We start from the raw sequence: 24,057 nt of genomic DNA on the forward strand, positions 1-24,057 counted from the left end.
TCAACTAGAACCCATATTTGTTCTGATTGTGGGTTGATAGAAGATAGAGATATAAATGCTGCAATTAATATCCTGAAATTAGCATTAAGTACGGTAGGGCATACCGGATCTAAAGCTTGGGGAGATTGGCCCTCTAGCCTAGTTGGAGCAATCCTGCTAGGTTATGGCGAGTCTGTGAACCAAGAATCCTCGTGCCTTTAGGCCGAGGAGTGTCAAAAAATCGGCAATGAAGCTTAATCGTAGTAAAGCGGATCTTGTTCGCTTCGCTGTGGAAAGGTTACTTGAGGAGTTAGAGGCGTAACAAGTTAAGTAAAGTGTTGCTTAAATGATTACTGTACTTAATGCTTAAATTTAAGGGAGTGGCGATCGCCCTAACATGGAAACATTCGAGACAGATCGCGCCTATATTTGGAAGATTGAGAGAGAGAGGATTTTGCTAGATGATCACAGGTGAACTCAAAACAAAGGTGGATAAGCTCTGGGATACCTTCTGGAGTGGTGGCATTAGTAATCCGTTATCGGTCATTGAGCAGATCTCTTATTTGCTCTTTATCAAACGCCTTGATGAGTTTGAACTCGTAAAGGAAAAAAAAGCGAATCGGTTGGGCGGCACAGTCAAAAATCCCACGTTTTCACCGGAACAGCAGGCTTGTCGGTGGTCGAATTTTAAGCAGCTAGAAGCATCACAAATGCTGGAGGTGGTGCGGGATCAGGCTTTTCCGATGATTAAAAATCTGGGGAAGGCAGGGGGAGCCTATGCCCAACACATGAAGGATGCGACGTTTATGATCGCCAATGCCTCGCTGTTGTCTACGGTGGTAGAGCAGATCGAACAGATTCCCATGGCGGATCGAGATACCAAAGGGGATCTCTATGAATATATGCTCTCGAAACTCAGCACGGCAGGCACGAATGGGCAGTTTAGAACGCCGCGCCACATTATTAAGATGATGGTGGAGTTGATGGAGCCGAATGCTCATGAGGTTGTTTGTGATCCGGCTTGTGGGACGGGTGGGTTTTTGGTGGCGGTGGCGGAATATCTGCGGGAACTGAAGGATAGTGATGGCAATTTGGTGCTGAATGGGTTGGGAAATCGGGAGCATTTTAATTCGGGAATGTTCCACGGGTTTGATTTTGACCCGACGATGTTACGGATTGGCTCGATGAATATGATGCTCCACGGCATTGAAGACCCGAAGATTGAGGCGCGGGATTCTCTATCGCAGGATCATGGGGGTGTGGAGGAGGCGTTTACGTTAATCCTTGCGAATCCGCCGTTTAAGGGGTCTTTGGATAGTGAGAGTATTGCTAATGATTTGGCGGCTGTGGTGAAGACGAAAAAGACGGAGCTGCTATTTTTGGCGTTGTTTTTACGGCTGCTGAAGAAGGGGGGACGAGCGGCGGTGATTGTGCCGGATGGGGTGCTATTTGGTTCGTCGAAGGCGCATAAGGATTTACGGCAAATGATTGTGGAAAATCATAAGTTGGATGGGATTGTCTCGATGCCGTCGGGGGTGTTTAAGCCTTATGCGGGGGTTTCGACTGCAATTATGATCTTTACGAAGACGGGGGCGGGTGGTACGGATTCGGTTTGGTTCTACGATATGCAGGCGGATGGGTTATCTCTGGATGATAAAAGATCGCCTGTTGCGGAGAATGATATTCCTGACATTATTGAACGCTGGAAAAGTCGGGATTTAGAAAAGGATACTGACCGGACGGCTAAGGCGTTTTTTGTGCCGAAGGGGGAGATTGCGGCCAATGGTTATGATCTGTCGATTAGTCGGTATAAGGAAGTTGAGTATGAGGAGGTGAGTTATGCGCCACCATTGGAGATTTTAGGGCAGTTGAAAGCTTTAGAGAATGAGATTTTGGCTGATTTAGATGACCTTGAGGGGATGTTATGAGTGTTTTAGTTTCTAGTAAAAGTGATATTTTTGAGCAACTAAAAGCGCACTGGGAAACGCTGGAGGGCTACGGGGTGCGGCGGTGTGGTTTGTTTGGTTCGTTTCGGCGGGATGAGGCAACTCCTGAAAGTGATATTGATCTGTTGGTGGTGTTTGAGCCGGATCTGAAAACGTTTCGGAATTTTATGGATTTGTATTTTTTCTTTGAGGAGCTTTTTGGGCGCAAGGTTGATATGGTTACGCCAGAGTCTTTGAGTCCTTATCTCAAGGATCATATTTTGGGTGAGGTGGAATATGTCTCGTTCAGTTAAGGTTTATTTATGCCATATTCGGGATGAAGCTGATTTCATATTAAGGTTTTCCCAAGGGTTAGATAAAGAGGCTTTCTTGAGTAATGAAACTTTGATGCGTGCTTTTGTTCGTAGTCTTGAAATTATTGGGGAGGCAACGAAAAATTTACCAAATGATTTTAGGGAAAATTATCCTGATGTGCCTTGGAAACTTATGGCAGGAATGCGAGATAAGTTAATTCATGATTATTTTGGGGTTAATTATGATGTGGTTTGGGATGTCGTCACCTTAGAAATTCCGGCTCTACATCTGCAAATTCAAGAAATAATTAAAACGCTATAAATAAACTTGAGGAGATAGTTAAATGTTAATCAGACAAGATTTTTTGCCAAATAAATGGGATAAGGTTGACCTTGACAATGTAGTTGATTTTTTGGATAGTCAAAGAAAACCTATTACTCAAAAAGATAGAGTTCAAGGCAAATACCCATATTATGGTGCTAATGGTCAGCAAGATTCTATCAATGATTATATTTTTGATGAACCTTTAGTTTTATTGGCTGAAGATGGTGGACACTTTGGAAATCCAGAAAAAACTATTGCTTATCAAATAGAAGGAAAATGTTGGGTTAACAATCATGCCCATGTTTTAAGACCCAAAAATAATATTGATATCAGATACTTATGTAGATATCTAGAACGTTTTGATGTTGTACCTTTTATTACAGGAAGTACTAGAGGCAAATTAACAAAATCCGCAGCATCTAAAATTCCTGTTCCACTCCCCCCGATCGCCGAACAAAGAAGGATAGCGGCAATCCTCGACAAGGCTGACGGCATCAGACGCAAGCGACAGGAGGCGATTCGGTTAACTGAGGAATTAGGGCGATCGCTCTTCCTCGATATGTTTGGCGATCCTGTCACTAACCCAAAAGGCTGGGAAGTTAATAATTTAGGTAATGTTGGAAATTTAGAAAGAGGCAAATCTAAGCATCGACCTCGGAATGATCCATCCTTACTTGGTGGAAAATACCCTTTAATTCAAACAGGTGATGTTGCTAATTGTAAGAGTATTATTCAAAAATATTCTCAAACTTATTCTGAAAAAGGATTAGCACAAAGTCGTTTATGGAAAGCGGGAACTTTGTGCATAACAATTGCGGCAAATATTGCTGAGACTGGTATTTTAAGTTTTGATGCTTGTTTTCCTGATAGTATTGTTGGCTTTTCTCCATCGGCGAAAATGAATACTAATTTTGTGCAAGGCTGGTTTTATTTTTTTCAGCCAATTCTTGAAGCAAGCGCACCTCAATCAGCACAAAAAAATATAAATCTTGCAATTCTTCGAGATCTTAAAATCATTGTCCCCCCAGTTGAAAAACAGGAGCATTTTTCTAAAATTATTGAGAATTTAAGAAAACAATCAGAAAAATTAGAAGCTCACTTAAAAGAATCAGAAAATCTATTTAACTCCCTACTGCAAAGAGCCTTTCGCGGTGAGTTGTGATGAATCATTAAAAGGAAATTTAACTGTGTCCCAAACTATCATCCTGATAGACATCGCTATTTTTAAACCTCATTGATAACCATCTGTAGGCGATCGCAGAGAACTGTAACCATGATTACCCTCCAAGAAAACTATCCTCTTACTCCACAACTCAAAGCAATCCTAGAAAAACTCAAAACAAAAATTCAACAACACTACCCCGAACAACTCGAACAAATCATCCTTTTCGGTTCCCAAGCCCGACAACAAGCCGAACCTGACTCAGATATCGATGTGGCGATCGTTCTAAAAGGACCTATTAACCCCGTCACAGAAATCAAAAAAAATAACCCTTGGATTAGCGATTTTTGCCTTGAAACCGATGCCCTAATCAATTGTATTTATCTTTCCTCTGAACAGTTCCAGACCAAAGAAACCCCGCTAATACGGAACATCAAAACCGAAGGTATTCTAGTGTGAACGAAAACCAACAGCAACTCATTGCCAAAGCAAAACAAAGCCTCAATGCAGCCCAGTATTTATATGAAGGTGAATACTACGATTTTGCCGTTGCCAGAGCCTACTACACCATGTTTTATGTCGCCTCTGCATTCCTAGAAAGTGAAGGACTCAGCTTTTCCAAACATTCAGCCGTGATTTCTGCCTTTGGTCGAGAGTTTACCAAAACAGAACGCATCCCCAAAGAATTTCATCGTCACCTCAAGGAAGCCCAAGATCTCCGATTACTAGGAGATTATGGCGAAATGAATATCCTAGAAAAAGAAGAAGCCGCGACTCAAATCGAAAGAGCCGAAGCTTTTTTAAACCTTATCTATACCCATCTGTAGGCGATCGCCATGACTTCAAACTTCGATTTTCTCCAAACCGATTTTCCAAAGTTATTTGACCATGCGACCCATGCCGAAAGCCTAGTCTATAGTGCGCCCCGTGCCAGTTGCTTCTATAGCCGCTACACCTTAGAACAAGCCGTCCTGTGGCTCTACGAAAACGATCCCTATCTCCAACTGCCCTACGACACCAAACTCGGTGCGCTGATCCACGAACAAACCTTTCAAGATAATCTTTCCCCCGGCATTTTCCAGAAAATACGCATCATCCACAAAGTCGGAAACATTGCCGCCCACCAACAAAAGGCGATCGGCGATCGGGATGCCCTCCACCTCATCGAAGAACTCTTTCATTTCCTGTATTGGGTTTGTCGCTACTACTCGAAAAATGGCAAAAACCTAGGCGAAATCCCCTTTAATCCCGCCCTACTCCAACAGCCCGAAACCAGCGGCACAGCAGAAAAAACCCTCGAAGAACTCCAACAACTCGAAGCCAAACTCTCCCAAACCGAGGCGATGAAACGGATCGCCGAAGAACGCCAAAAACAAACCGCCGCAGAATTAGCTGCCCTTAAAGCCCAACTCGATGCCCTCCTTGCCGCCAACAAAGCCGTACCCGATCACCACAACTGGAACGAAGCCAACACCCGCAAATATCTCATTGATGTCCTGTTACAAGAAATGGGCTGGGATCTCAGCGATCCAAACTGTCGCGAATATCCTGTTGAAGGAATGCCCCAATCCGTTAATAAATCAGGCACAGGCAAAATTGATTACGTCCTCTGGGATGACAACGGTTTACCCCTAGCCGTCATCGAAGCCAAACGCACCACCAAAGATCCAAAAATCGGACAACAACAAGCCAAACTCTATGCCGATTGTCTGGAGCAAAAATTTAACCAACGCCCGATCATTTTCTACAGCAATGGTTATCATACTTACCTTTGGGATGACCAGAACTATCCCCCCCGCGAGATCCACGGTTTTCTACGCAAAGACGAATTACAGCGGCTCATCTGGCAACGCACCAACAAAAAAGCCCTCCACCTCGTCCAAGTGAACCAAGACATTGCTGGATTTGAGCGACCCTACCAAATCGAAGCCATCAAACGCATCACCGAAACTTTTACCAGCAAGAACCGTAAAGCCCTCCTCGTCATGGCAACCGGAACCGGAAAAACCCGCACGGCGATCGCCCTTGTAGATGTCCTGATGCGAGCCAACTGGGTTAAACGGGTGTTGTTCCTAGCCGATAGAAACAGCCTCGTTAGACAAGCCAAACGCGCCTTTAACAAACACCTCCCCAATGCCACCGTCATCAACCTCGTCGAAGAAAAAGACGTACAGGGCGCGAATGTCGTGGTGTCCACCTATCCCACCGTGATGAACCAAATTAACCAAATTGAGCGCGACGGCAGAAAATTCGGCTCCGGTTATTTTGACTTGGTGATTATCGACGAAGCCCACCGCAGCGTTTACAAAAAATATCGCTACATTTTCGAGCATTTCGATTCACTGCTCATCGGCTTAACCGCCACCCCACGGGATGAAGTCAACCGCGACACCTACGAAATTTTTGGCTTAGAACAAGGCAACCCCACCTTTGCCTATGAACTCGACGATGCCATTAAAGACGGTTATCTCGTCCCACCCCAAGGCATTAAGATCAGCCTGAAATTTCCCACCGTTGGCATTAAATACAGCGAACTTTCCCCAGACGAAAAAGCCGAATACGAGGAAAAATTCACCGATCCAGAAACGGGCGAAATCCTCGACGAAATCAACGGCACAGCAATCAATAACTGGCTTTTTAATGACGACACCATCGACAAAGCCCTCGAAATCCTGATGGAATTTGGCTTAAGAGTAGACGGCGGCGATCGCCTGGGGAAAACCATTATTTTTGCTCGCAACCATAACCACGCCGAAAAGATCCTCGAACGATTCAACAAAAACTATCCCCACTACAACGGCAAATTTGCCAAGCTCATCGATAGCCATGACCCCTATGCCCAAAGTCTCCTAGATGAATTTTCTGAAAAAAGTAGTGATGTGGCGATCGCCGTTTCCGTGGATATGCTCGACACTGGCGTAGACGTTCCCGAAGTGGTGAATCTCGTTTTCTTCAAACCCGTCTATTCTCGCGTGAAATTTAACCAGATGATTGGGCGTGGAACCCGTCTTTGCCCTGATCTGTTTGCCCCCGGTGAAGATAAAACCGAATTTCTGATTTTTGACCTGTGCCGTAACTTTGAATATTTCGAGCAACAAGTAACCGAAACCGACCCAAAACCCGCCGAAGGATTAGCCGCCAAACTTTTTAAAACCCGCCTTGCCTTGTTTCAAACCGTAGCCACCCAACCCGAACTCAAAGAATTTAGAAACGAGATCGGCGATCGCCTCCATGAATACGTCGCCAGCATGGAACCCGAAAACTTTATGGTGCGCCGTCATCTCAAAGAAGTCGAAACCTTTAGTCAGCGGGAAAACTGGCAAAATTTCACCCCCCAACAACTCCGCACCCTAGAGGAGGTGATCGCCCAACTACCCAACGGACTTCCCAAAGAAAAACCAGAAACCCGCCGCTTCGATCTGCTGTGCTTACAAAACCAACATTATCCACACCAATTTCCAAGACGAACTAATCGACATTGGCGAGGCAACTGTCCCCATCGAGCAAACCGGATTTAGCCCCCACCAATACCGCAAAAAAGTCGAAACCTATATCCGCAACCACCAAGACCATGTGGCGATCGCCAAACTCCGCCGTAATCTTCCCCTCACCGACACCGACCTCAACGCCCTTGAAGCCATTCTTTTCACCACCGAAGGACTGGAGAGCAAAGAAAAATTCACAGAAGCCTTTAAGACCCAAGCCACCAACCTCAAAAGCTTTATCCGTAGCCTCGTCGGACTAGATCGCGCCGCCGCCAAAACTGCCTTTAGTCAATACCTCGAAAACACCCAATTCACCGCCAACCAAATCCGCTTCATCGAACAAATCATCGATCTACTCACCCAACAGGGCGTTATGGATCCAAAGCTGCTCTATGAACCACCCTTCACCGAGCTACACCATGAAGGCTTAGACGGACTCTTTAGTGATGATGATGCCGATAATATTGTGGCGATCATTCATTCCTTCAATGACTCGGTAGACATGAAGTTTGGCGTTGCTTAAGTGAACTACCCCACCCTGCCCTTGGCGAGGATGGGGCTTCCTGATTCAACGGGAACCCCAAACATTGACCGACTTTCCCTCTCTAGCCAAGCTTAGAAGGAAAGTCGGTCAATTCTCCCATCCCGGCTTAAGGATTGGGGCTAATGGTTGTAAGAGCCTGCATTTGGGGATTAGAGAAAAAGCGCGCTGCATCGGCTAGAAGGCGATCGCCCCAGAGATTTTTTTTCAGATAGTCTAAACTACCATACTCTTGATCAAGGGCTAAAGCAGCTTGACCCTGTTTGAGTGCCTCACTTTGACGGCCTTGGCGATAGCGGGCTACCGCAATGGCTAACATCGGTTCAGCCGCATTGGGATCAATGGCTAAGGCCGCTTCCCAGTCGGCGATCGCACCCTCAATATCCCCTTGTTCGTACCGCACTAAGCCAATATTATTGACACCAGGCCAAAAACGCGGTTCTTGTTCCATTGCCTTCTTGTAGGTGGCAATCGCTTCCGGGAAACGCTTCAACATCAGATAGGTATTGCCCAAATCAAATAAGCCTTCTAAGGAAGTAGAATCAAGCCTTAAGGCCGCTTCGAGTTCCCGGAGAGCAGCTTGATAATCCGCCTTTTGGAAATAAGCTGAACCCAAAGTAAATAAAATGCCCGCCTCCCGAGGAGCTAAACGTTGCGCCCGTCTTAAAACCGTAATCCCTTCGTCTAACTGTTGTTGCTGGACATACAAACTTCCCAAGACAAACCAAGATTCAAAAGTATCTGGGGCGAGTTGCGTGGCTAATTTTGCCCTCGGCAAGGCCAGATCGTATTGTTCAAAGCGAGCCAGTTGGATAGCATCTTGGACTAAGGCCAAGCCTTGGGTTTCCAACTCCTCCGCCTCCAGATTTAAGGTATAAGGGAGTAATGCTTGACCCGATGCAGGGAGGGCCAACTGCCAACAACCTGCGATCGCTAAAACAGAAAGTAACCAGTTACGTTTCGGCACAGTTCAGCCTCGAAATTTCCTATATCGCGTTCTATACTAAGCTATCACGCCCTTAAAGATTCTGCCGCCCCACCCCATCCCGACGGCGAGAGTTGACACAGTTAGGGACCATTGGCTATCCTCAAACAGTAATTTAGTAAACAGTTGTAGGGTGCATCAGACCGAATAACTGGGCTTCAACAGCAATTACTGTAATCCTGAAGCACCATCCCCTAACAGTAATCAATTATCAATTCCCATTCCCCATTCCCTATTACCTATTCGATGCGTAACCCGTTACCTTGGATTATTGGTTTAGTTGGAGGAGGAACTATCCTCGTCGGGATTGCCACCTACCAAGCTGTTTTTAATCCTCCTCAATCGGAACTCGACAATCTCACCATTGCCGTTCAACCGGAAAACCTCCAACTCCGTATTTCTGCAAATGGTACTGTTGTACCGATTCAAAGTGTAAATATTAGCCCCAAAACAGCCGGACGACTGCGGCGATTAGGGGTTGAACAAGGAATGCGAGTAGAAGAAGGGCAACCTCTCGCCGAAATGGATAATGATGAAATTGCCGCCCAAGGCATACAGGCCCAAGCCAACTTCAAACAGGCCATAGCCAGCTTACAAGAAGCGGAAATTCGCATTAATGGGGAAATTCAACAGGCCCGCGCCCGGTTTAATGCCGCCCAAGCCAGCTTAAGAGAAGCTCAAGCCCGCATCCCCACAGAGATTGATCAAGCTCAAGCCCAACTCGTAGCAGCCGAGGAACGTTTTAACCGGGCCCGTAGTCGGTACGAACGCTATCAAACCCCCGCCTCAGCCGGTGCCGTCTCGACTAATGCCTTTGACGATGCCGCCTTAGAATTGCGCAATGCTCAGGTAGCCGTGATTCAAGCCCAACAAAGCTTAAAGCGGGAAGTGCAAACCCGAGAGCCAGAAATCCAACGCCTACAAGCCAATGCCCAAGAAGCCCGCATTGCCCTAGAACAACGGGAACGCAATGCTCGCCTTGAACTAACCCGTTTACAAGGGGCCGCAGAAGCCGCTCAAGCCCAATTACGAGAAGTCCAAATTCGATTCCAAGATACCCAAATTCGCGCCCCCTTTGCCGGGATTATTACCCAAAAATATGCAACACCGGGGTCTTTTGTTACCCCCACCACCTCCGTTTCTGCAACGGCTTCGGCGACATCGGCCTCTATTTTGGCGATCGCCCAAGGTTTAGAAATCCTCGCGAAAGTCCCGGAAGTGGACGTGATCCGACTTCAGCCAGGTCAACCTGTGGAAATCATCGCCGATGCCTTCCCCAATCAAGTGTTTCGCGGTCGGGTCAAGTTAATCGCCCCCGAGGCCGTAGTAGAACAAAATGTCACCTCCTTTGAGGTACGGATTCAGTTAGATGAAACAGCCGAAAGTCGTTTATTATCCGGCATGAATGTAGATGTCACCTTTGTCGGGTTATCCTTGGGGCAAGCGTTAACCGTGCCGACAGTGGCCGTAGTGACCGAAGAAGGACAACGAGGCGTGATGGTTGTCGGAGAGAACAATCAGCCGGAATTTCGCCCGGTAGTCTTTGGGGCAACTTTCGAGGATAAAGTGCAGGTTCTCTCCGGTTTACAGCCCGGTGAGCGGGTTTTTATCGATTTACCCGATAGACCCCCACGTTAAGGCAGAATTCGGCCAAGACCCACCTTGATGATCAACAACCCATGTCTCAAGACTTTTTAGGGAAGGAACGAAAATTTCACGATCAATGGGCTTCGACCATTGATGTGGATGGAATTCGCGTCCGGGACTACTTTGAAGCCTGTACAGCCCCAGAAAACCGCTTTATATTGCATCACTTAGGGGAGGTGCAGGGCAAAAAATTACTCGATCTCGGCTGTGGGGCTGGGGAGAATAGCGTTTATTTTGCCCAAAAAGGGGCGCATTGTGTGGCGGCGGACTATTCTCCCGGTATGGTAGAGGTGGCGCTGCAATTAGCGGCAAAAAACCGCGTTTCTATCGAGGGATCTGTAGCTAATGCCATGGAACTCCCCTTTCCTGACGCTCATTTTGATATTGTTTACGCGGCCAATTTATTACACCATATCCCTAACCCTAAAATCGTTTTGGGGGAAATGCACCGTGTCTTAAAACCGGGGGGGAAAGCTTGTTTTTGGGATCCCCTAAAGCATAATCCGGTGATTAATGTATATCGCCGCATGGCCACAGAAGTCCGCACGGAGGACGAAACGCCTTTAGATATCCAAATTGTGCAAACGGTGCGATCGCGCTTTACCCAGGTTCAATATGATACCTTTTGGTTAGCCAGTCTCTGGATTTTTCTGCAATTTTATCTGATTGAAAAAGTTAACCCCAATCAGGAACGATATTGGAAAAAGATTATCTTAGAACAGGAGAGACTGAAGCCCCTTTATTGTCGCTTAGAACGACTCGATCGAGTTTTGAAGAAATTGCCGTTCATGAAGCGAATGTGTTGGAATCTCGCCGTAGTTGCCACTAAATAGGGCTTGCTGAATAAGGCTCTAATCCCAAGAATAGGAGAGGGGGGAGCAGGGGAGCAGGGGAGCAGGGGAGCAGGGGAGTCGGAGATAATTGTCAATTATCAATTATCAATTGTCAATTATCAATTCCCTTGTTGAGTCTAGCGTTGGGCTTTTTCAGCAAGCCCTAATTACTTCCAATACCCAGAGCGTAAAATGCTAATAATTAACCATAACCCGAACAAGGTGGCCACCGTGAAGAGAACATCACTCAGTAAGGCTAACTGGCGGGTATGAGCGCCCGTTGAAATGATAGCCGCCCCCATAATTAAAGACCCCACTACAATACTAAAAGAAAGACGATTAGCAGAATTATCAAGGCTGCGACGTAACCCCGACAATTCACGAATTCTTAAATTCCATTGGAGCGTTTCTGAACTGAGGCGGTCTAAAACTACTTCAAATTGTCGGGGACTTTGTAACGATAAAGCCTTGATATCTAAAGCCGCTCGTAAAGCTGTTTGTAGGGGATTATCTCCAAACAATTGACGACTAAATAAATCCGTCATGAGGGGCTTAAATTCATTGAGTAAATTTACTTCTGGGTTAAATCCTCGGGCTACCCCTTCTAAATTCGCCAGACTTTTAGCATAGAGGCCTAAATTCCCCGGCATTTTGATCTTGTTGGCCCGAGCAATCTGTAAAATCTCATAAAATGCTTCACTAAAATTGATTTGGGACAAGCTGACGTTATAATACTTACGCAGCATTTTTTCATAATCTTGTTCGAGTCGAGCAAGTTCCGTCAACTGGCTAGATTCTGAGAGGTCTAGGGTGAGTTGACTGCATCGTTTCGCATCGAGATCCACAATAGCTAATAAGACTTCGACCAGAATTTGCTGGGTGCGGGGGTCTAAACGGCCTACCATGCCGCAGTCAATCAGGGCAACTTGATCACTTTTCAAGTAAAAAATGTTACCGGGGTGAGGATCTGCATGAAAAAAGCCATCCACAAACATTTGCTGGAAAAAAGCCCGGAATAATAGCGTGGTGATCTCTTCTCGTCGCTTCTGTTCTCCGTCTCGGCTATAATCGGCGGGGACGATGGGGGCCTCTAGAATCGGCTGACCTTCTAGCCACTCCATCACAAGGAGTTTTTTCGTGGTGAGATGGCGGTGAATACTGGGGATTACAAGGTCTTTGGGGTCAAACCAGCGCGTTTTGGAGAGGTTTTGGCGCAATTCTTCGGTATATTGGGCTTCTTTGGTAAAATCCAGTTCAGCTTGTAGGGCTTTGGTGAATTCTTCGGCGAGGGAGACGACATCATAATCTCGTCCGACATCAGTGGCCCCGACTAATTCTGCGATCGCCTTGATTAATGCCGTATCTTGAGCCACAATCGTCTCAATACCCGGTCGCTGAACCTTCATCGCCACTTCCTGCCCATCTTTTAGCGTAGCGCGATGAATTTGGGCAATAGAACCAGCCGCGATGGGATTTGTATTGATCGTAATAAAGACTTCTTCAATGGGTCGATGTAACTCCCGACGGATGACCTGTTCAATTTCTGACCAGTGAACCGTCGGAACCTTCGCTTGCAGTGCCGTCAACGCCTCAATATAACGAGGGGAGAGCAGGTCAGGACGGGTACTGAGTAGTTGTCCCAGCTTGACATAAACAGGCCCCAATTCCACCAAAATATTGCGCAGAACTTCCGGGGGGGGAATTTGCGGCTCATCGGCTTTCCCGACGGTTAAAATCCCGCGCATATAGTCCCAGCCATTGCCTAGCACAATTTCTAGGATTTCCCGTTGTCGTGCAGTGTTTTGTGTCAGTGCAAGAACCATATTGCCTTTAGAAAAGTGAATGAAGAGAGAAGGAGTCCAATTTCTAACCGTAGCACAGGGTTAAGAATTTGATACCTCTTGCTTGGAGGGCTAACCAGGAGATCGGGCTGTCCCCATCCTTTTTTCTAGAAATATCGCCCGTTTCAATGAGATGTGAATAATGACCAGATCCTCCCTTTCTAGTAAACCCAACCTCAACCGAACATTCTCCTCCATTTCCTAAAATATTATCGGTAAACTCTCCTAACCTAATACGGTTTTTTCGACTTTAATTTCTGAATTCATTAGCGCAGAATAAAAATGTAATCAATCCCTAAAGCAACCGATTACTTGGAGGAAAGAGTTATGGCTTTAATTCGTTGGCAACCTTTTGCAGAAATGGAAACCCTTCGTCAACAAATGGATCAACTGTTTGACGAAATCTCCCAAAAAACTTACAATCCTTCCGCCCTGTGGAAACCCGCCATTGAACTGAAAGATACAGCAGATAAACTCATTTTACAAGTTCAATTACCCGGTATTAACCCCGATGACCTCGATATTAATGTGACCCGCGAAGCCGTTTCTATTCAAGGGGAATATCGCAGCAGCGAACAAAGCGAGGATAAAGGAGTTTATCATTCTGAATTCCGGTATGGGCAGTTTAAACGGGTAGTTCCTCTCCCCATTGCTATCCAAAATGACCAAGTAACGGCTAACTTTGACCACGGCATTTTAACCTTGACCTTACCCAAAGTGACCGAAGCTGTAAACCGAGTGGTTAAAGTCAAACTCAATGGGGAGAATAGCTCTAATCCACCACTACAATCTGACTCCCAAGGGTAAAGATTGTTGTCGCTGGTTGACCACGGTCATGGCATAGATAATTCTTGTCCCCACTTGTTAGTTTAACAAGTGGGTTTTTCTGTTAGGTCAGAAATACCGCTCTGAGCTACAATTAAGATGGACTTATTTGAGAAAAGAATCAGACTGAATGGATACCTTTCAAGCAATTCAAGAACGTCGATCGGTTAAACACTTCGACCCTAATCATCAAATGACCGATGCAGAGATTAATACTCTCCTAGGAGCAGCTATTTTATCCCCGACTTCTTTTAATATTCAACATTGGCGTTTTGTCGTGGTGAGAAACCCTGAATTACGGCAACAAATTCGCGCTGCTGCTTGGGATCAAGCACAAGTGACTGAGGCATCTATTGTGATTCTACTCTGTGGGGATGTTAAAGCGTGGGCAAAAGATCCCCAACGTTATTGGCGCAATGCCCCGGCTGAGGTGCAAAATGTTTTAGTCCCCATGATTGGTTCTTTTTATGAAGGGAAAGAACAGTTGGCGCGAGATGAGGTTATGCGTTCTACGGGGATTGCGGGGCAAACCATTATGTTGACGGCCAAGGCAATGGGTTATGATAGCTGTCCAATGATTGGCTTTGACTCGGTGAAGGTAGCGGAAATCATCAAATTGCCGGAGGATTATGTGATTTCCTTTATGATTACAGTGGGGAAAGCTGCCCAACCAGCCCGCCCTCGTGGGGGTCAATTACTTTTAGAGGAAGTGATGGTTTACGATCATTTTTAACCAGACTGCCGCGAATTCCCTATGACCTAGGATCGGCTGAAAAAGCCCAACGCTAGACTCCACAAGGGAATAGGCAATGGGCAATCTTGACAAGTTAAGCCTTTTCTCCTCTTGTCAAGATTGCTATTCCCTAGTTGACATTCCCCGCTTTAAAGGGAGAGGGGTGTCAATGTTTAACAAAAGTGTTGCGGAATTCCCCCTCCTCGCCAACGGCAGGGTGGGGTTTTTCTGATAACATATATTTTGTTATTCGTCAATAATATCAAAAAAAATTTACATTTGCAATGGGCAAAACTTTTTTAGATTTATTTTATCTTGTCGATAAACTCAGCCATAATTTTATAGAATAGAGGAGGGATCAACTAAAACACCATTCTCACCATTTAAAAAACCCTTTTTTTTTAAACAAATCAAGCAATTTTCAGAATACATGAGAAGCCCTTATCGATAAATCCCTTGATACCTAAATTCTTGTCCTTTAAAAGGAGGGGATAAAAATCCTTGATGTCAACGGTAAAGTGAACTGAGAATTGCGGCACCTAGCATAAACAAAAGAACTTGTAAACTTGGGGTCAGTCAGTAGGTTATGGTTAATCAATTTCCCTGTGTTTATCCTTGGCTTGGGGTAATAATTGTGACGATTTTAGGTTTAATGAGCTACGGCTTAAACCGGATAAAAAGTCGTAAACTTATTGAGCTTATTTGTCAGGAATACAAGCAAAAGTTAATTGAAAAAAATATGCAGAAAGACCAAATGGAGCGGGACTTTCAAGAAGAAAATGAGCGAAACAAAACCCAAATTAAAGCGTTACAGGAACAGAATTATTATTATCAGTTACAATATTATAATTTGCCCCTACCAACTTACACATTTAAACGACAGGGCAAGACATTTGTTCTACTAGAGTGGAACGAAGCCGCTAAAAACTTTCCTTACTTTTATCACACTGAAGAGGTTGGAATAGAGGCGCGAGAACTCTTTTCTGAAACACCTGTTATCTATCAAACCTTACTTCATTGTGCTAATAATCGTTCACCTATTCAACGACAGATTACTCTGGGAGAACCGGAGGAAATGCGCCAACAGTTGCGCCTGTATTTGGTATGGATAGATGGGGATTTTATTATGTTGCATATTGAGAATATAACCCAACAAAAACAAACGGAACAGGAGTTAAATATTCGCCTGCGCCAACAATCGGCGGTGACTCGTTTAGGTCAATTTGGATTAGCGACTTCTAATTTATCAGCCTTGATGGATCAAGCGGTGCGTTTAGTGGCTTTAACGTTAGAAGTTAAATATTGCAAAATTTTAGAATTATTACCCAATCATAATGCTTTATTATTGCGGGCGGGAGTAGGTTGGAAAGAGGAGATGGTGGGGTATGCGACGGTGAGTGCTTCGTCCAACTCTGAAGCAGGCTACACTCTTCTACAACATGAGCCTGTGGTATTTCAAGATTTAGCTCTAGAAACTCGTTTTCGAGGGTCGCCTCTGCTCCATAATCATAAAATAATCAGTGGGGTGAGTGTGATTATTCCCAATCGGGAGAAAATGTATGGCATTTTAGGGGCTTATAGTCATCACGGGCGACAATTTACGGAGGATGATATCCGGTTTTTGCAACTGGTGAGCCATATTTTAGCCACGGCTATTGAACGACATCAACAACAGGCTCAATTAGATTTGATGAAACGGGCGATTGATGCCAGTAGTAATGGGATTACGATTCGAGATGCGATCGCCTCCAACTGTCCCATTATCTACGTTAACCCCAGTTTCGAGACACTCACAGGCTATCGAACCGAAGAAGTGATTGGGAATCCAGATTTTGTGCTAAACGGCACAGAAACCGATCCCAAAATACAACGAGAACTTGAACAAGCCAGACTCTATGGGGAAGAATATCACGCCGTTTTAGAGCAATATCGTCAAGATGGGTCTTTATTCTGGAACGAACTCTATATTGCTCCAGTTCACGACTCCGAGGGCAATTTAACCCACTTTATCGAAGTACAAACTGATATTACCGAACGGAAACAGTTTGAAGAACAACTGCGCAATGAACGGGACTTACTCAACGGCATTATGCAGACCAGTGTAGCCGCCATTACGGTGGTGAATGCCCAAGGTCAGATTACCTTTGCCAATCAACAGGCCCAAGCCATTTTAGGCTTAACCTTCTCAGAGGGCGAAACTTGGACTTATGATGACCAACGGTGGCACATTGTAGATTTTGACGGAGAACCGTTCCCCTCAGAACAACTGCCCTTTAATCAAGTCATGGGCGCGGGAAAACCTGTGTTTAATGTGCGTCATGCCATCCAATTTAGTGGGGGGCCGCTTAAATATCTTTCCATTAACGGTTCTCCCCTCAAAGATGAACAGGGGCAAATTGTGGCCATTGTGTTCTCAGTGAATGATATTACCCAACAGTACCAAGCAGAACAGGAAGTGCGGGAGCGCGAGGAACAATTTCGCCTGACCTTTGAATTGGCCCCCATCGGAATGTTTATCTCGTCCTTGGATGGTCATTTATTAAAGGTGAATCACGCTCTCTGTGAGGTGTTGCAGTATAAGCCCTCTCAATTATTGCTGAAAAACTTGGTGGAATTAACCCACCCGGATGATCGAGCGGCCGATGCAGCCATCAATCAACGGTTACTGCTCAATGAAATCAATCATTACCAATTAGAAAAACGCTATCTAGCCCAAGATGAAAGCATTGTTCATGCCTTGGTGAAAGTGGTGGTGGTGGGGGATGGCCAAGGGATTCCCCGCTATATGATTGGTCAGGTGGTGGATATTAGCGATCGCAACCGAGCCGAAGAAGCCCTCAAAGAAAGTGAACAGCGTCTAGAAGGCATCCTCAGTTCCATTGATGATGTGGTCTGGTCAGCCGATGCCCGCACCCTGCACCTACTCTATCTCAACGCCGCCACAGAAACCGTCTATGGGCGTTCAGTCAACGACTTTTTAGGCAATCCCGCCCTGTGGTTAGACACCATTCACCCCGATGATCGACCCCATCTCATTGACCAGTTTAAGAGTCTTTTCCGTCTCGGCACCACCAAAAGCGAGTTTCGTATTGTCCAACCCAACGGAACCATCCGGTGGTTAGCTAGTCGTTGCCGAGTGGTGCGGGATATCAAAGGTCAACCCTTGCGACTCGATGGCATTTGTAGCGATATTACCGAACGCCGACAAGCCGAAGAACAACTACGCCATAACGCCTTTTATGACTCCCTCACCGACTTACCCAATCGGGTGTTATTCCTCGATCGTCTCTGGCACACCATTCGCCGGGCCAAACGACGGGGAGGCTATTTATTCGCTGTTTTATTCTTAGATTTAGACTCCTTCAAAGTCATCAATGACAGTTTAGGTCACACCATCGGCGATCAAATGCTGATCGCCCTCGCTAGACGCTTAGAATCCTGTCTGCGGGCCAGTGATACCCTCGCCCGCTTAGGGGGGGATGAATTTACCCTGCTCTTAGAAGATATTGGGACACGAGAAGATGCGATCGCCGTTGCCGAAAAAATCCTAGAACAGATCAAATCCCCCTTCATTCTCGGTGGGTATGAAGTCTTCACCAACGCCAGTATTGGCATCGCCTTCAGTCATATCACCTACGAAAACATCCCCCTGACCTGTTCCATTGCCGCCCCCGACTACGACACCCCCGAAGACCTGCTCAGAGATGCCGACACCGCCATGTATCGTGCCAAAGCCCAAGGCAAAGGCCGTTACACCGTCTTTGACCAAAATATGCACCAGCGCGTCCTCGCCCGACTCACCCTAGAAACCGACCTGCGGCGCGCCATCGAACGACAGGAATTCCTCGCCTACTATCAACCCATTATTTCCCTCAGTAGCGGTCAAATTGTGGGCTTTGAAACCCTGATGCGCTGGCATCCTCCCGGACAAAACTTTGTCTCCCCCGCCGAATTTATCCCCGTCGCCGAAGAAACCGGCCTCATCCTACCCATGGGACAGTGGATTTTCCGCGAAGCAGCCGCCCAACTACGGCAATGGCAGAACAAATTCCCCCAATGTCCTCCCTTAACCATGAATGTTAACCTCTCGGGCAAACAAATCCGGGAACGGGATCTGCTAGATTATATTGACCAAACCTTAGAACAACTGCAACTCGATGGCAATTGTCTGAAATTGGAAATTACCGAAAGTGTGTTAATGGAAAACGCCGATTCCGTCGATGAAGTCATCCTCGCCCTACGGGCCCGCAATCTACAACTTTGTATTGATGACTTCGGCACCGGATACTCCTCCCTAAGTTATCTCCACCGTTTCCCCGTCAGCACCTTAAAAATTGATCGCTCTTTCGTCATGCGAATGCAGCCCAACGGCAGCAACCTAGAAATTATCCAAGCGGTGATCACCCTAGCCCATACCTTGGGGATTAATGTGGTGGCCGAGGGCATTGAGACAGAGATCCAACTGCGACAACTGCAAAACTTAGGCTGTGATTACGGCCAAGGGTATTATTTCTGTCGTCCCTTAGATGCCCAAAGTGCAGAAGACTTTTTAGCTTCTTGCACAAAAAGCCCCCTGTCTGACCCGATAGGTCGGCGTGGGATGAATTGCGGTCAGGGATGATCTTGACAAGTTAAGACTTTTCTCCCCTTGTCAAAATTAGGGCATCGGGCGCAGAAGTCAGAAGCCCACGCCTACTCCTAGAGAAGTCTGAATAGTTCACCCCAAAGTTGTCTTGGTCAAAAACGATTTGTCCCATTGTCTTGATCTCTGTCCTCCCTAAGCAGTACAGTCAGGGAACGAGTGCGGCTCGGTCGCACTCCCACTTCTTATTGCTGAATGTCAGATATGCCTTTTTCAAATAGAGTTAGTGGTATTGTCCTGCATCCCACCTCCCTGCCCGGTCGTTTTGGCATCGGTGATCTTGGATCGGAAGCGTATCGATTTGTGGATTTTTTAGTGGATAGTGGTCAACAGGTCTGGCAAGTGTTACCTCTAGGACCAACAGGCTACGGGAATTCTCCTTACTTGTGTTATTCGGCTTGGGCGGGGAATCCTTTACTGATTAATCTAGAATGGTTGGAATCCGAGGGGTTGCTCTCTTCAGAAGACCTGAATAATTTACCCAGTTTTAATCCGGATCAGGTGGACTATGACGGAGCCTTTCAGGTTAAAATGCCCCTTTTGAAAAAGGCGAGTCAGAATTTTTTAGACCAAGCAACACCGGAACGCTTGGAGGATTTTGAGGAGTTTTGTACGACTCAAGCTTACTGGTTAGATGATTATGCCTTGTTTATGGCCCTCAAGGATGCCAATGGCGGGGCGAGTTGGTACGATTGGGAGGAAGACTTAGCCCAACGCGATCCCAAGGCCTTGGTGTTGGCAACGGAACAGTTGCGGGATGAGATTTTTTATTACAAGTATATGCAGGCGGAGTTTTTCCGTCAGTGGTCTTCGTTGAAGGAGTACGCCAACGATAAGGGGATCCAGATGTTTGGGGATATTCCCATTTATGTGGCTCATGATAGTGTGGATGTCTGGGCGCACCCGAAAATCTTCTGCTTGGATGAGGAAACGGGACAACCGGAGTTAATGGCGGGGGTGCCACCGGATTATTTTAGCGAAACGGGACAGTTGTGGGGCAATCCGGTGTATAACTGGGAAGCTCTACAGGCGACGGGGTTTAAGTGGTGGATTCAACGCATTAAAGGGATGTTGAACTATGTGGATTTAATGCGGATTGACCATTTTCGGGGGTTTGAGTCCTACTGGGCGGTACCAGGGGGCGAGAAAACAGCGATTAATGGCGAGTGGGTGGATGCACCGGGATCGGAATTCTTTCAACTCCTGCGGGAGGAGTTGGGGGAATTGCCCATTATTGCCGAGGATTTAGGGGTGATTACGCCGGAGGTGGAAGCCCTGCGAGATGAGTTTTCCTTTGCGGGGATGAAGGTTCTTCATTTCGCCTTTGATTCGGGGCCGGGGAATCCTTTTTTACCGTTTAATCATCACCCCAATTGTGTGGTCTATACGGGGACTCATGATAATAATACGACGGTGGGCTGGTATGAGGCGCGATCGCCTGAAGAAAAGGATCGGGTGTTAAATTATCTCGGGGGCTACCCCGAGGAGGGCATTCACTGGGCGATGATTCGCATGGCTTTATGTTCTGTGGGCAATTGTGCTATCTTCCCCCTCCAAGATGCTTTAGGCTTAGGGGGAGAAACTCGCATGAATTACCCCGGGGCGGCCGAGGGGAATTGGACGTGGCGCTACCGTTCTGAGGTGTTGACTCAAGAATTGCGCGATCGCCTTCGTTTCCTCAGTGACATCTACAACCGTCTCCCCCACGAGTAAGAGGGAACAATTATTAATTATCAATTATTAATTCTCAATTATTAATTATTAATTCTCAATTCTCAATTATCAATTATCAATTATTAATTCTCAATTCTCAATTCTCAATTCTCAATTAAGACTGAGGATTAGGCGTTTGATAAGTCACCGTTTGCACCGCCCCCGGACTCCCCAAAGGACGGGCTTCCTCATTGTTGAACGTAATCACCACCCCCCCAGCATTACCCGCCGTAATTTTGAGGGATTTTTCCGCCTCCCATGTCCGTTCCTCCCCTTTATTTAAAATCCCCTCATAGGCCACTACGCCATCGGCAACCACCCTCAGCCAACAATCATCTTGTAACTTCATCGACACCACCACACGATTGTTCAAAGGGGGATTATTTTCCGGAAGATTAGCCGCCGTCAACGAATCTTCTAAACGATTGACTGCCGCAATCGTGGGACTGGTTTGTTGCGAGGAGGGTTGATCCGTCTCGTCAGACAACGGAGCCACCGTATCCCCCGGCGAATTATCCCCCACCAATTGGAGATTCGACTTTTGAACCAACATGGACAAACCACTCACCGCCGTAACTAATACGGCAATATAAATCCAATAGAGATGAAAAGGACGTAATTGAGTGGGCGTAGATTCTCGCCAAGCGGGTTTCATGGGTTTGACCTGATACTGAGTCGGGAAGGCACTGGCAAAGTCTGCCCCGTTTAACTCCAAAGCATCGGCAAATTGCTTAATCAAAGCCCGAATATAAATCGGTTCAGGCAAAACGTCTGTATTGGCTTCTTCAATTGCCCGCAGTAGACGAACCTGAATCCGGGTTTTTTGCGACACTTCTTCCAAGGATAAAGCCTGTTTCTGGCGGATTTCTTGGAGATAAGAGCCGAGTTCCCTGAGTTTTTCCCCTTGGCTTGGCGTTAAGTGAATTTTTCTGCTCATACAAGGTTCTCCATGATGTCTACTGGGATTTCTACTGGGATTTTTAAGGTGTGGATAAGACTAAAGGGATAAAGTGGCAAATTGACCCCAAATTTCTTGCTCTGTGAGGGAGCGATAATGACCAATTGGTAAATCAGGCTGTTGAGGATCTGCGAGTTGGAGGGTGCCGATGGCCGTGCGATGAAGTTCTAGCACCCGATGCCCCAATTGTTCGGCAACTCGGCGAATTTGACGATTGCGACCTTCTCTTAACACAATTTCTAATAACGTTCGCTGAGGATAAGAGGCTAACACATTAATTTCTGCGGGTAAAGTCCACTGGTCAGCGAGTAACACTCCTCCACGCCATTGTTTTAGTGTGGTAGCACTGGGGCAGCCTTGCACCCAAACTTGATAGGTTTTGGGGAGATGATAACGGGGGTGAGTGAGTCTTAAGGTTAAGTCCCCATCATTGGTTAATAAAACGGCTCCGGTGGAGTCCCCATCTAAACGCCCCACGGGATGGATTCCTTGATTGCGACCCAGACGAGGGGGCAAAAGATCCAGAACAGTTTTGCGCTTTTGGGGATCATCACAAGTACAGAGAACTCCTTTCGGTTTGTTGAGTAAAAGATACACAAACTGAGGACGGTTTTGGGGATGGAGTAGTTGACCATCTACTTCTAGGCGATCGCCTTCTGCGGGATCGGCCTTTTGACCCAGATGCACCACTTGCCCATTTAACCGCACCCGTCCCTCTAAGATCATAGTCTCAGCTTGACGACGTGAGGCAATACCCCATTGAGAGATTAATTTTTGAACCCGTTCTGGCATAGGGCTTTCTCCCGTTGAGAACTCAGTGGACTGGTGGGTTTCCGGTGGCAGACCTTGCACTTGATCCCGGAACTATGTACAAATATTACAAGATTACCACCTAACCTTGATTTTGCGTTAGAAACTTCCTCCCTGAGAGTTAAAGATAGCGCAACGGCTCAAGGTTAGAGTTTAGATGGAAATTAACCCGCCTATTATGTCCCGAGACGAACCCCCCTTAATGTTAGAAAACCTAACCCCTGAAATTCTCGATTCCCAAGACTCCGAAGGTCAAAGTCAGTTGATTAGTAAAATCCTCGGACCGGCGGTGCAATTTTGGCTGCGATCGCAAGCGGACAAAGTTGAAGCGTTACAAGTTAAGATTCACGGGCGCAATCGGCAAATTCTAACCGGGTACTTACCCAAAGTGTCTCTTTCGGCACAAGGTGCTGTCTATCAAGGCTTACACCTCAGCGAAGTTGAATTAACAGCTGAAAATATCCGCATTAATTTAGGTCAAGTCCTCAAAGGAAAACCCCTGCGTTTATTACAACCTGTTCCTGTTACAGGTCATGTGCGTTTAGAGCAATCGGATCTACAAGCCTCTCTCGATGCACCGCTTTTAGCCAGTGCTTTACAAGATTTATTCTTGTCCCCCGGCTCTCTTGTCAACCCTAGTCAACAGAACCCCCAGTCTACGAATGTTTCTACGGATCTACCTTCCGGACAAATTCGCTGGCAAACCGCCGAAATTACACCCGAAGAAATCACAATACGGGGAGAATGGTTACAAGGAAAGCCAATGAACCCTTCCGTCTTGCTGCAAACCGGATTAAAAATCCTTGACGGTCAAATTTTACACCTTTCCCCCCTGACCTTGCAAGGGGACTTAGCCCAGAACCCGCCCCGTGAACTGCAAATTCCTCTGGGATCCGAGGTAAACTTGACAACATTGAGTCTAACGTCAGGACAGTTAGCGGTTCAAGGGGAAATCTTAGTTTCTCCTTAATGTTGAGAATCCCGTCGTGACCTATTTCCTCTAGCCCCAGATTTGCATTTTATTCAGCAAGGCCTAGATCCCTTGGCAATCGGGGCTATGACACCATCGCTCAGACAACTCTTTGGGTCGTTGATTGACGTAGATTGCACCATACTAATTGACCAAAAATAATGGGTTTCAAGCCCCGCCCTTCCAGGGCGGCATTAGGAGTGCTACAATGATACCAAGCAAGCCAGTGTCAAACAATGTTGGTTCTCGAATACAAGGTCAAACCCAAACCTTATCAAGTCGAAGCCATCGACGAAGCCATTCGGACAACTCAGTTCGTCCGCAATAAAGTCTTGCGTTACTGGATGGACAATCGGGGTGTGGGTAAGA

The 24,057-nt window shown here is 46.4% G+C and carries 18 protein-coding genes and 2 pseudogenes; 16 read left to right on the top strand and 4 right to left on the bottom strand.

The annotated features are described in order from the left end of the window. The 8 genes and pseudogenes from K4A83_RS14700 to K4A83_RS14735 form a co-directional block, all read left to right on the top strand. Positions 1-201, top strand: a 201-nt coding sequence (locus K4A83_RS14700) for a transposase (RefSeq protein WP_265265363.1), incomplete at its 5' end; no start/stop codon positions are given. Between the two features lie 239 nt (positions 202-440). Further along, positions 441-1,907: a type I restriction-modification system subunit M gene (locus K4A83_RS14705; RefSeq protein WP_265265365.1), complete on the top strand. Its 1,467-nt coding sequence runs from the start codon at positions 441-443 to the stop codon at positions 1,905-1,907. Further along, the gene (locus tag K4A83_RS14710; protein WP_265265367.1) at positions 1,904-2,218 is read left to right on the top strand and encodes a nucleotidyltransferase family protein; all 315 of its coding nucleotides are present in this window, start codon (positions 1,904-1,906) and stop codon (positions 2,216-2,218) included. The genes K4A83_RS14705 and K4A83_RS14710 overlap by 4 nt, the downstream gene beginning before the upstream one ends. After that, complete coding sequence (locus K4A83_RS14715; protein WP_265265368.1) at positions 2,202-2,540, top strand: HepT-like ribonuclease domain-containing protein; 339 nt, start codon at positions 2,202-2,204, stop codon at positions 2,538-2,540. The genes K4A83_RS14710 and K4A83_RS14715 overlap by 17 nt, the downstream gene beginning before the upstream one ends. Positions 2,541-2,562: 22 nt before the next feature. Continuing rightward, on the top strand, positions 2,563-3,705 hold the full coding sequence (locus K4A83_RS14720; protein WP_265265369.1) for a restriction endonuclease subunit S: 1,143 nt from the start codon (positions 2,563-2,565) through the stop codon (positions 3,703-3,705). A gap of 111 nt (positions 3,706-3,816) precedes the next feature. Continuing rightward, positions 3,817-4,164, top strand: a complete 348-nt coding sequence (locus tag K4A83_RS14725; RefSeq protein WP_265265371.1) for a nucleotidyltransferase domain-containing protein — start codon at positions 3,817-3,819, stop codon at positions 4,162-4,164. After that, complete coding sequence (locus K4A83_RS14730; protein WP_265265372.1) at positions 4,161-4,532, top strand: HEPN domain-containing protein; 372 nt, start codon at positions 4,161-4,163, stop codon at positions 4,530-4,532. The genes K4A83_RS14725 and K4A83_RS14730 overlap by 4 nt, the downstream gene beginning before the upstream one ends. Before the next feature lie 9 nt (positions 4,533-4,541). Beyond that, positions 4,542-7,713 (top strand): annotated as a pseudogene (locus K4A83_RS14735) (DEAD/DEAH box helicase family protein). Positions 7,714-7,840: 127 nt separating this feature from the next. Here the strand turns inward: K4A83_RS14735 and K4A83_RS14745 are convergent. Then, on the bottom strand, positions 7,841-8,698 hold the full coding sequence (locus K4A83_RS14745; protein ID WP_265265374.1) for a tetratricopeptide repeat protein: 858 nt from the start codon (positions 8,696-8,698) through the stop codon (positions 7,841-7,843). A 264-nt stretch (positions 8,699-8,962) separates the two neighbouring features. Between K4A83_RS14745 and K4A83_RS14750 the strand changes: the two genes are divergently transcribed. Beyond that, positions 8,963-10,354: an efflux RND transporter periplasmic adaptor subunit gene (locus tag K4A83_RS14750; protein WP_265265375.1), complete on the top strand. Its 1,392-nt coding sequence runs from the start codon at positions 8,963-8,965 to the stop codon at positions 10,352-10,354. Positions 10,355-10,395: 41 nt separating this feature from the next. Then, positions 10,396-11,196: a class I SAM-dependent methyltransferase gene (locus K4A83_RS14755; RefSeq protein ID WP_265265376.1), complete on the top strand. Its 801-nt coding sequence runs from the start codon at positions 10,396-10,398 to the stop codon at positions 11,194-11,196. Between the two features lie 167 nt (positions 11,197-11,363). Here the strand turns inward: K4A83_RS14755 and K4A83_RS14760 are convergent, their stop codons facing one another. After that, on the bottom strand, positions 11,364-13,019 hold the full coding sequence (locus tag K4A83_RS14760; protein WP_265265377.1) for an ABC1 kinase family protein: 1,656 nt from the start codon (positions 13,017-13,019) through the stop codon (positions 11,364-11,366). Between the two features lie 345 nt (positions 13,020-13,364). On the opposite strand from K4A83_RS14760, the gene K4A83_RS14765 reads away from it, so the two are divergent. The 4 genes from K4A83_RS14765 (at position 13,365) to malQ (ending at position 20,950) form a co-directional block, all read left to right on the top strand. After that, positions 13,365-13,844 carry an Hsp20/alpha crystallin family protein gene (locus K4A83_RS14765; RefSeq protein ID WP_265265378.1) on the top strand — a complete coding sequence of 160 codons (480 nt, stop codon included), beginning with the start codon at positions 13,365-13,367 and terminating at the stop codon, positions 13,842-13,844. Between the two features lie 148 nt (positions 13,845-13,992). Then, entirely contained in the window at positions 13,993-14,595 is a 603-nt protein-coding gene (locus K4A83_RS14770) for a nitroreductase family protein (RefSeq protein ID WP_265265379.1), read from the top strand. 586 nt (positions 14,596-15,181) lie between these two features. Next, positions 15,182-19,216: an EAL domain-containing protein gene (locus tag K4A83_RS14775; RefSeq protein ID WP_265265380.1), complete on the top strand. Its 4,035-nt coding sequence runs from the start codon at positions 15,182-15,184 to the stop codon at positions 19,214-19,216. A gap of 225 nt (positions 19,217-19,441) precedes the next feature. After that, entirely contained in the window at positions 19,442-20,950 is a 1,509-nt protein-coding gene (gene malQ, locus K4A83_RS14780; protein ID WP_265265381.1) for a 4-alpha-glucanotransferase, read from the top strand. 115 nt (positions 20,951-21,065) lie between these two features. On the opposite strand, the gene K4A83_RS14785 is transcribed toward malQ, so the two are convergent. Continuing rightward, complete coding sequence (locus tag K4A83_RS14785; protein ID WP_265265382.1) at positions 21,066-21,887, bottom strand: helix-turn-helix domain-containing protein; 822 nt, start codon at positions 21,885-21,887, stop codon at positions 21,066-21,068. 60 nt (positions 21,888-21,947) lie between these two features. Then, complete coding sequence (locus tag K4A83_RS14790; RefSeq protein ID WP_265265383.1) at positions 21,948-22,700, bottom strand: pseudouridine synthase; 753 nt, start codon at positions 22,698-22,700, stop codon at positions 21,948-21,950. Between the two features lie 196 nt (positions 22,701-22,896). Between K4A83_RS14790 and K4A83_RS14795 the strand changes: the two genes are divergently transcribed. Both K4A83_RS14795 and K4A83_RS23405 read left to right on the top strand, forming a co-directional pair. Then, complete coding sequence (locus tag K4A83_RS14795; protein ID WP_265265384.1) at positions 22,897-23,688, top strand: LmeA family phospholipid-binding protein; 792 nt, start codon at positions 22,897-22,899, stop codon at positions 23,686-23,688. Between the two features lie 236 nt (positions 23,689-23,924). Next, positions 23,925-24,057, top strand: a pseudogene (locus K4A83_RS23405) (RNA-guided endonuclease TnpB family protein); the annotation flags it as partial.

This window comes from Spirulina subsalsa FACHB-351 (genome assembly GCF_026130165.1).
Taxonomy (GTDB): Bacteria; Cyanobacteriota; Cyanobacteriia; order Cyanobacteriales; family Spirulinaceae; genus Spirulina_A; species Spirulina_A subsalsa_A.